This is a genomic window from Kitasatospora sp. NPDC057512 (assembly GCF_042802135.1).
Classification (GTDB): Bacteria; Actinomycetota; Actinomycetes; order Streptomycetales; family Streptomycetaceae; genus Kitasatospora.
Genome location: NZ_JBHVET010000303.1, coordinates 1 through 9,317, shown reverse-complemented (window position 1 = coordinate 9,317; position 9,317 = coordinate 1). Strand labels below are relative to the sequence as shown.

The 9,317-nt window shown below is 72.3% G+C and carries 5 protein-coding genes; all 5 read left to right on the top strand.

Features of this window, described 5'->3' with window-relative positions; translation table 11 throughout:
• The first annotated feature begins 504 nt into the window (after window positions 1-504).
• The 5 genes from ACFU6K_RS20495 to serA all read left to right on the top strand — a co-directional run bounded on the left by ACFU6K_RS20495 (window position 505) and on the right by serA (window position 9,261).
• Window positions 505-3,531, top strand: coding sequence for a putative bifunctional diguanylate cyclase/phosphodiesterase (locus ACFU6K_RS20495; RefSeq protein WP_380664958.1), 3,027 nt, complete (start codon window positions 505-507; stop codon window positions 3,529-3,531).
• A gap of 330 nt (window positions 3,532-3,861) precedes the next feature.
• On the top strand, window positions 3,862-5,715 hold the full coding sequence (locus ACFU6K_RS20490; protein ID WP_380664953.1) for an acetolactate synthase large subunit: 1,854 nt from the start codon (window positions 3,862-3,864) through the stop codon (window positions 5,713-5,715).
• A gap of 82 nt (window positions 5,716-5,797) precedes the next feature.
• Entirely contained in the window at window positions 5,798-6,322 is a 525-nt protein-coding gene (gene ilvN / locus ACFU6K_RS20485; protein WP_049657946.1) for an acetolactate synthase small subunit, read from the top strand.
• Window positions 6,323-6,432: 110 nt separating this feature from the next.
• Window positions 6,433-7,431, top strand: a complete 999-nt coding sequence (gene ilvC, locus ACFU6K_RS20480; protein ID WP_380664950.1) for a ketol-acid reductoisomerase — start codon at window positions 6,433-6,435, stop codon at window positions 7,429-7,431.
• A 243-nt stretch (window positions 7,432-7,674) separates the two neighbouring features.
• Entirely contained in the window at window positions 7,675-9,261 is a 1,587-nt protein-coding gene (gene serA / locus ACFU6K_RS20475; RefSeq protein ID WP_380664956.1) for a phosphoglycerate dehydrogenase, read from the top strand.
• The last annotated feature ends 56 nt before the right edge of the window (window positions 9,262-9,317 follow it).

The following is a 9,317-nucleotide window of genomic DNA, read 5'->3' as shown; positions in this document are numbered from 1 at the left end:
CTTCGGCGGGTCGGGGTCCGCTGTCCGTCCGCCCGGCACCACGGATCGTCCACCCTGGCACCGGTGTTCGGGCGCCGCCGCGTGCTCCCGTGCGCGCCGCGTGAGCCCCTCCCCGCGCGCCGCCGCCAACCGGGTCGATCCGTAGGAATCAGGGGCATTTCCCCACCCTTTCGCCATTACTCTAAGTTGAGTGTGCGTGTCATTGAGTGACGGGGTTGGTGTAGGGTCCATTTTGGGAGCATCGGTACGGTGCGGCGGCCGGCAGGCCGCCCACCCCCTGGGCCACCGTCCTGACGGGGCGCCAGGCCACCGCGTACGTCCGACAGGTGCGCGGCCGGTGGCCCGTGGCCGGGGCGCGAGGCCCCGGGCCGGAGGGGGAGAGGCCGAGTGAGCTCCACCGAAACGGTGCTGCCCGGAACCGGACGGCCGGACGCACCGCACACCGACACGTCCGCCGCCGACGTGCCCGCACCCGCCCGCCGCGGCCCGCTGTGCCGGCCCGGGGTGAGCCGCGCGCTGCCCGGGTTCGCCCTGGGCGCGCTCTGCGTGGCCTACGCCGCCGGCGCCGCCGCCGGCTGGGGATCGCACCAACTGTCCGTCTTCATGGGCGACTTCGGGTTGGCCGCGGCGGCCCTGGCGGCCGCGCTGTCCTGCCTGGTGTACGGCTGCACGGTCGGCGGCCACGCCCGCCCGGCCTGGCTGCTGTTCGGCCTCTCCTCGCTCATGGTCGCCTTCGGCAACGGCACCTGGGGCTGGTACGAGCTGGTCGTGCGCACCCCGCTGCCCCGGGACTCGCTCGCCGAGTACGCCTTCCTGCTGTTCGCCCCGCTCGCCATCACCGGCGTCCTGGTACTCGCCCAGCACCCGCGCACGGCGGCCGGCTGGCTCTGCCTGCTGCTCGACGGCTGGCTGATCGCGGGCTCGCTGTTCACCCTCAGCTGGAGCCTGGCGCTCGGCCGGATCGCGGCCGGCGAGGACGGCTCACCGCTGCGCCTGGCCCTCAACCTGGCCTACCCGGTGCTGGACATCCTGCTGGTCAGCCTGGTGGTCGGGCTGCGCTTCGGCGGCCGGGACGGCAACCGGGCGGCGGTGCACACCGCGATGCTGGCGCTCGCCGTCACCGTCACCTGCGACGCCCTGTTCACCTCCCCGGAGCTGCGCAGCAGCTACCACTCGGGCGAACTGCTGGACGCCGGCTGGTTCTCCGGCAGCCTGCTGCTGGGCTGGGCGCCGTGGTCGCCGCGCTGGCGCCGTCCGCTGCGCGACCACCCCTCGGCCGGCGGCCTGCCGCACCGTCGGGTGGCCACCACCTTCAGCGCGCTGACCCCGTACGCGGCCGCCGCGGTCTGCACCGCCGGGATCCTCTACAACGCCCTCGGCGGACGGGAGTTGGACCGCGTGGTGGCCGCGGCGGCCTGCACCGTCGGGCTGGCGCTGATCCTCCGGCAGGGCGTCATGCTGCTCGACAACCTGTCGCTGGCCCAGGAACTCGCCCACAAGGAGGCGCACTTCCGCTCCCTGGTGCAGGGCTCCAGCGACGTCATCATGATCGCCGGTGCCAACGGCGTGCTCTCCTACGTCTCCCCGGCCGCGCTCGGCGTCTACGGGCGGGACCCGGAGGAGCTGGTCGGCGGCAACCTGCTGGACCTGGTCCACCCCGAGGACGTCGGCCGGGTGCTCTCCGAGGTCCGCCGCTACCTCGCCAGGGTCCGGCTCACCACCCACCGCAGCCCCGGCACCGCCGAGCTCTCCACCCGGGTCGAGTGCCGGATCAGCTCCGGCGCCGGCGAGTGGCTGTACGTCGAGTCGACCGTCAGCAGGCACCGCGACGGCCTGCTGCTCAACAGCCGGGACGTCACCGAACGCGTCATGCTCCAGGCCCAGTTGCAGCACAACGCCTTCCACGACCCGCTCACCGACCTGCCCAACCGGGCGCTGTTCACCCAGCGGCTGCGGTCCGCCCTCGGCGCCCGTGGCCAGCAGGGCGGGACGGGCGCCGGGATCGCGGTGCTCTTCATCGACCTGGACGGCTTCAAGGCGGTCAACGACACCGCGGGGCACCAGGTCGGCGACGAACTGCTGGTGCAGGCCGCCCGCCGACTGCAGAGCGCCGTCCGCTGCGGGGACACCGTCGCCCGGTTCGGCGGCGACGAGTTCGCCGCGCTGGTCTGCGGCCCGCTCGGCCGCCTCCAGGTCCAGGAGCTGGCCGAGCGGCTGCGCCTCGCGCTCTCCGAGCCGTACTGGATCGGCGGCGCCGAACTCGGCGTCGCCGCCAGCATCGGCATCGCCTTCGGCACCCCCGAACGCGGCCCGGCGGCCGACCCCAGAACCGCGGCCGACGAGCTGATGCGCAACGCCGACCTGGCGATGTACCGGGCCAAGTCCGAGGGCAAGGGCCGGGTGGTGCTCTACACCCCCGCGATGCGGGCCGACCTGGAGCGCCGCACCGAGTTGGAGGAGCGGCTGCGGCTGGCCGTCCGGGAGGGCGGCTTCACCCTGCTCCACCAGCCCGTGGTGGACCTCGGCAGCGGCGCGGTGACCGGCGTCGAGGCGCAGGCCCGCTGGCGCTCGGTGGGCGGCCTGCTGCTCACCCCGGCCGAGTTCCTGCGCTCGGCCGAGCACGGCGACGCGGCCACCCGGTTCTCCCGCTGGCTGGTCCTGGAGGCGGTCAGCGCGGCCGTCGAACGGCGCGGCCTGCCGGGCGGCAGGGGCCGCGGCACGCCGGAGCCCGTCCCGGTGGCCGTCCGGCTCTCGGTGGAGCGGCTCTGCTCGCCCGGCCTGTACGAGACGGTGGCCTCGGCCCTGCGCGACAGCGGGCTGCCCGCCGACGAACTGGTCATCGAGGTGGCCCGGATGGGCCCGGACTCGCTCGCCGACGAGCTCGGCCGCCGGCTCTCCGCCCTGCGCGGGCTCGGCGTCTCCACCTGGCTGGCCGGGTACGGCGCGGGCGGCGGCTCGCTCGGCGCGCTCGCCCGGCTGCCGCTGGACGGGCTCAAGCTGGACCGCACGCTCGTCCAGGACCTCGGCGAGTCCCCGCTCAGCCGCACCCTCGCCGGGCACGCGCTGCGGCTCGGCCGCGACCTCGGGATGACCACCGCCGCCGAGGGGGTGGACCTGCCCCGCCAGGTCGCCGCGCTGCGGGAGCTGGGCTGCGGGCAGGCCCAGGGCTCGGCCTTCGCCCCGCCGCTGGACGAGCCCCGGCTGCGCCGGGCGCTGGCCCGCCGCGGCTACCCGCTGCCCACCCCGACCGGCCCGCTGCCCACGCCGACGGGTCCGCTGCCCACGCCGACAGGTCCGGCAGGTCCGGCGGGCCCGGCCGGTCCGCCGCCGGTCCGCCGTCCGTACCCGCCCGCCGACACCCGTCCCCCCGCCCCCGAGGACACCCGGACGAGTGGCCGCGCCGGCGGCCGGACGGACGCCGCGCCGGGGCGTGGCGCACATCACCATGGCGGCGCTGACCTGCCCGAACACCGTGCCGTTACCGGCCCGTCGAGCGGTCCGCATGGCGAGACGGTCATCCCACCTGCTTGACACGCCGCCCCGCACGGGAGGAAGGTCGTTGCCATGCGCACCCGAATTCTCGTACTTGGCGGGCGCGTCGGCTGAGTGGGCTCGTACGCCCTGCTCGTGACAGACCGACGCGCCACCCCTCGCATGCCCTTGGGCACGAGGGGTTTTTTGTTGCACTGACGCTGTTCCACCTCCGCAAGACCCCTGGCCTCGACCGCCCGAGACCGTCCGATCCGTCGGACCGAGCGGGACGATTGAGGCAGAGCCGGCGCTCGACCCGGACCGGGACCCCACCCTCGCAGCACGGGGCCCGCAGCACCGGGTCGGCAAAACCCGAGAAGAGACAGGCAGATGACCGAGCACGCCGCATCCCCCCGCCGCGGGGACAACCCGGCCGCCAACGCTCCCGCTCCCCAGCACGTCGTCGAGACCATGACCGGCGCCCAGTCGCTCATCCGCTCCCTCGAGGCCGTGGGCGCGGACACCGTCTTCGGCATCCCGGGCGGCGCCATCCTTCCCGCGTACGACCCCCTGATGGACTCCGTCAAGGTGCGCCACATCCTGGTCCGGCACGAGCAGGGCGCCGGTCACGCCGCCACCGGCTACGCCCAGGCCACCGGCCGGGTCGGGGTCTGCATGGCGACCTCGGGCCCGGGTGCGACCAACCTGGTCACCCCGATCGCCGACGCCTACATGGACTCGGTGCCCGTCGTCGCGATCACCGGCCAGGTCTCCTCCAAGGCGATCGGCACCGACGCCTTCCAGGAGGCGGACATCTGCGGCATCACGATGCCGATCACCAAGCACAACTACCTGGTCACCGACCCGGCCGAGATCCCCCGGGTGATCGCCGAGGCCTTCCACATCGCCGCCACCGGCCGCCCCGGCCCGGTCCTGGTCGACATCGCCAAGGACGCGCTCCAGGCGACCACCACCTTCCGCTGGCCGGTCGAGACCGCGCTGCCCGGCTACCGCCCGGTGACCAAGCCGCACGCCAAGCAGATCCGCGAGGCCGCGAAGATGCTGGTCGGCGCCAAGCGGCCGGTGCTGTACGTCGGCGGCGGCGTGCTCAAGGCGCGGGCCACCGCCGAGCTGCGGATCCTCGCCGAGCTGACCGGCGCCCCGGTGGTCACCACCCTGATGGCGCTCGGCGCCTTCCCGGACAGCCACCCGCAGCACCTGGGCATGCCCGGCATGCACGGCTCCGTCCCCGCCGTCACCGCGCTCCAGAAGTCCGACCTGCTGTTCACCCTCGGCGCCCGCTTCGACGACCGCGTCACCGGCAAGCTGGACGGCTTCGCCCCCAACGCCAAGGTCGTCCACGCCGACATCGACCCGGCCGAGATCGGCAAGAACCGCCCGGCGGACGTGCCGATCGTCGGCGACGCCCGCGAGGTGCTCGCCGACCTGATCGTCGCCGTCCAGGCCGAGTTCGACGCCGGCCACAAGGGCGACTACACCGAGTGGTGGGAGCGGCTCGACGAGTGGAAGAAGACCTACCCGCTCGGCTACGAGCCGGCCCCGGACGGGCAGCTCTCGCCGCAGCAGGTCATCGAGCGGATCGGGACGCTGGTCGGCCCCGAGGCGATCTACGCCGCGGGCGTGGGCCAGCACCAGATGTGGAGCTCGCAGTTCATCCGGTTCGAGAAGCCGGCCACCTGGCTCAACTCGGGCGGCGCCGGGACGATGGGCTACGCCGTCCCCGCGGCGATGGGCGCCAAGGCCGGCCGCCCGGAGAGCGCGGTCTGGGCGATCGACGGCGACGGCTGCTTCCAGATGACCAACCAGGAGCTGGTCACCTGCGCCCTGAACGACATCCCGATCAAGGTCGCGGTCATCAACAACGGCTCGCTGGGCATGGTCCGGCAGTGGCAGACGCTGTTCTACAACCAGCGCTACTCCAACACCGTGCTGCACTCCGGCCCCGGCCACGACGGCATCGAGCCGCCGGCCCAGGGCACCCGGATCCCCGACTTCGTCAAGCTGTCCGAGGCGATGGGCTGCGTGGGCCTGCGCTGCGAGCGCCCCGAGGACCTCGACGCGGTCATCCGGCAGGCGATGGAGATCAACGACCGCCCGGTCGTCATCGACTTCATCGTCCACCAGGACGCCATGGTCTGGCCGATGGTCGCGGCCGGCACCAGCAACGATGAGATCCAGTTCGCCAAGGGCGTGCGCCCCGACTTCGGCGACGACCTCGACTGACCAGCCCTGCCCGCCCGTCGCCCACCGCCACCCTTCTTGGGACCGGCTGCGCCGGACCCCTCCTGTGCGACTGAGGAACCCCATGTCCAAGCACACCCTCTCCGTCCTGGTCGAGAACAAGCCCGGCGTGCTCGCCCGCATCGCCGCCCTGTTCTCCCGTCGGGGCTTCAACATCGACTCCCTCGCCGTCGGCTCGACCGAGCATCCGGACGTGTCCCGGATGACGATCGTGGTCAACGTCGAGGACCTCCCGCTGGAACAGGTCACCAAGCAGCTCAACAAGCTCGTGAACGTGATAAAGATCGTCGAACTCGACCAGTCCGCTGCGATCCAGCGGGAACTGGTCCTGGTGAAGGTCCGCGCCGACAACGAGACCCGGTCGCAGATCGTCGAGATCGTCCAGCTGTTCCGTGCCAAGACCGTCGACGTGTCGCCGGAAGCGGTGACCATCGAGGCCACCGGCAGCTCGGACAAGCTGGAGGCCATGCTCCGGATGCTGGAGCCTTACGGCATCAAGGAGTTGGTCCAGTCCGGCCTGGTCGCCATCGGCCGCGGCGCGCGCTCCATCACGGACCGCTCGCTGCGCGCCCTGGACCGCAGCGCGTAAACAGCGCGCCTCCGCGTCTCAATCCCCGAAGCAAAGACCCACACCACACCGCGTGCGCATACGGTGAACACCGCGTACCCGGACCCCATCACGCAAGGAGATGTGCCCCCGTGGCCGAGCTGTTCTACGAAGACGACGCCGACCTGTCCATCATCCAGGGCCGCAAGGTCGCGGTCATCGGCTACGGCAGCCAGGGCCACGCCCACGCGCTGTCGCTGCGCGACTCCGGCGCCGACGTCCGGGTCGGCCTGAAGCCGGAGTCCACGTCCCGCGCCAAGGCGGAGGAGGCCGGCCTGCGCGTCGTCACCCCGGCCGAGGCGGCGGCGGAGGCCGACGTCATCATGATCCTCGTCCCGGACCCGATCCAGGCCGACGTCTACGAGGCCGACATCGCCCCGCACCTGAAGGCCGGCGACGCCCTGTTCTTCGGCCACGGCCTGAACATCCGCTTCGGCTTCATCAAGCCCCCGGCGGACGTCGACGTCTGCATGGTCGCCCCGAAGGGCCCGGGCCACCTGGTCCGCCGCCAGTACGAGGAGGGCCGCGGCGTCCCCGCGATCGTCGCGGTCGAGCAGGACGCCTCGGGCAAGGCCTTCGACCTGGCGCTGTCCTACGCCAAGGGCCTGGGCGCCACCAAGGCCGGCGTCATCAAGACCACCTTCACCGAGGAGACCGAGACCGACCTGTTCGGCGAGCAGGCCGTCCTCTGCGGTGGCACCGCCGCCCTGGTGAAGGCCGGCTTCGAGACCCTGGTCGAGGCCGGCTACCAGCCGGAGATCGCCTACTTCGAGTGCCTGCACGAGCTGAAGCTCATCGTCGACCTGATGTACGAGGGCGGCCTGGAGAAGATGCGCTGGTCGGTCTCCGAGACCGCCGAGTGGGGCGACTACGTCACCGGCCCGCGGATCATCACCGCGGACACCAAGGCCGCGATGAAGCAGGTCCTCGCCGAGATCCAGGACGGCACCTTCGCCAACACCTGGATCGCCGAGTACAAGGCGGGCCTGCCCAAGTACAACGAGTACAAGAAGGCCGACGAGGACCACCTGCTGGAGACCACCGGCAAGAAGCTGCGCTCGCTGATGAGCTGGGTCAACGAGAACGCCTGACCCCTTCGGGGTCGTCTTCCCGGCCCCGAATTTGTAACGTCCTTGTACAAGTAGGCTGCTCTCGTCCGGGTGATTTCGCCGGACGGGAGCAGCCCGCTACCCAGCCCGTCGATACACTCCGAGTGCGCGTCAGGCCCACAGCGTCGTGCGTCTACCTACGCGGCATGCCACCTTCCCCCGCCCTCCACGCCACCTACGTGCCCGGGGGAACCGGACAGTTAAGGACCCACTGTCGTGAGCACTGTGACCTCCAAAAGCGCCGTCGTACTGATCGCCGAAGAGCTCTCGCCCGCCACCGTCGACGCCCTCGGCCCCGACTTCGAGATCCGCCACTGCAACGGTGCCGACCGCACCGAGCTGCTCACCGCGATCGCCGACGTCGACGCGATCCTGATCCGTTCCGCCACCAAGGTCGACGCCGAGGCGCTGGCCGCCGCCCGCAAGCTCAAGGTGGTCGCCCGGGCCGGCGTCGGCCTGGACAACGTGGACGTCGCCGCCGCCACCAAGGCCGGCGTGATGGTCGTCAACGCGCCGACCTCCAACATCGTCACCGCCGCCGAGCTCGCCTGCGGCCTGCTGATCTCCGTCGCCCGCAACATCGCGCCGGCCAACGCCGCGCTCAAGCAGGGCGAGTGGAAGCGCAACAAGTACACCGGCGTCGAGCTGAGCGAGAAGACCCTCGGTGTCGTCGGCCTCGGCCGGATCGGCGTCCTGGTCGCCCAGCGGATGTCCGCGTTCGGCATGAAGATCGTCGCGTACGACCCCTACATCCAGGCCGCCCGCGCCGCGCAGATGGGCGTCAAGCTGGTCACGCTGGAGGAGCTGCTGGAGGTCTCGGACTTCATCACCGTCCACCTCCCCAAGACCCCGGAGACCATCGGCCTGATCGGCGACGAGGCGCTGCACAAGGTCAAGCCGACCGTCCGCATCGTGAACGCCGCCCGCGGCGGCATCGTGGACGAGGAGGCGCTGGCGAGCGCGCTGCGCGAGGGCCGGGTGGCCGGCGCCGGTCTGGACGTGTACGCCAAGGAGCCGTGCACCGACTCCCCGCTGTTCGCCTTCGACAACGTGGTCGCCACCCCGCACCTGGGCGCCTCCACCGACGAGGCGCAGGAGAAGGCCGGCATCGCGGTGGCCCGGTCGGTGCGCCTCGCGCTGGCCGGCGAGCTGGTGCCGGACGCGGTGAACGTCCAGGGCGGCGTGATCGCCGAGGACGTCCGCCCGGGCCTGCCGCTCGCCGAGAAGCTCGGCCGGATCTTCACCGCGCTGGCCGGCGAGGTGGCCGTCCGGCTCGACGTCGAGGTCCGCGGCGAGATCACCCAGCACGACGTGAAGGTGCTCGAACTGTCCGCGCTGAAGGGCGTGTTCGAGGACGTGGTGGCGGAGACGGTGTCCTACGTCAACGCCCCGCTGTTCGCCCAGGAGCGCGGCGTCGAGGTCCGCCTGACCACCTCCAGCGAGAGCCCCGAGCACCGCAACGTGATCACCGTGCGCGGCACGCTCGGGAACGGCGAGGAGATCGCCATCTCCGGCACGCTGGCCGGCCCCAAGCAGACCCAGAAGATCGTCGGCGTGGACGCCTTCGACGTGGACGTGGCGCTCACCGACCACATGGCCTTCTTCAAGTACGAGGACCGCCCCGGCGTGGTCGGCGTGCTCGGCCGCCACCTCGGCGACGCGGGCATCAACATCGCCGGCATGCAGGTCGCCCGCGACGGCGGCAGCGCGCTGGCCTCCATCACCGTGGACACCGAGATCCCGCAGGAGGTGCTCTCGGCCATCGCCGCCGAGATCGGCGCCCGCTTCGCGCGCTCGGTCGACCTGGGCTGATCCTCCGGCCCCCAGGGCGTGACCAGCGGGGCCCGGACCACCGTTCGACGGTGGTC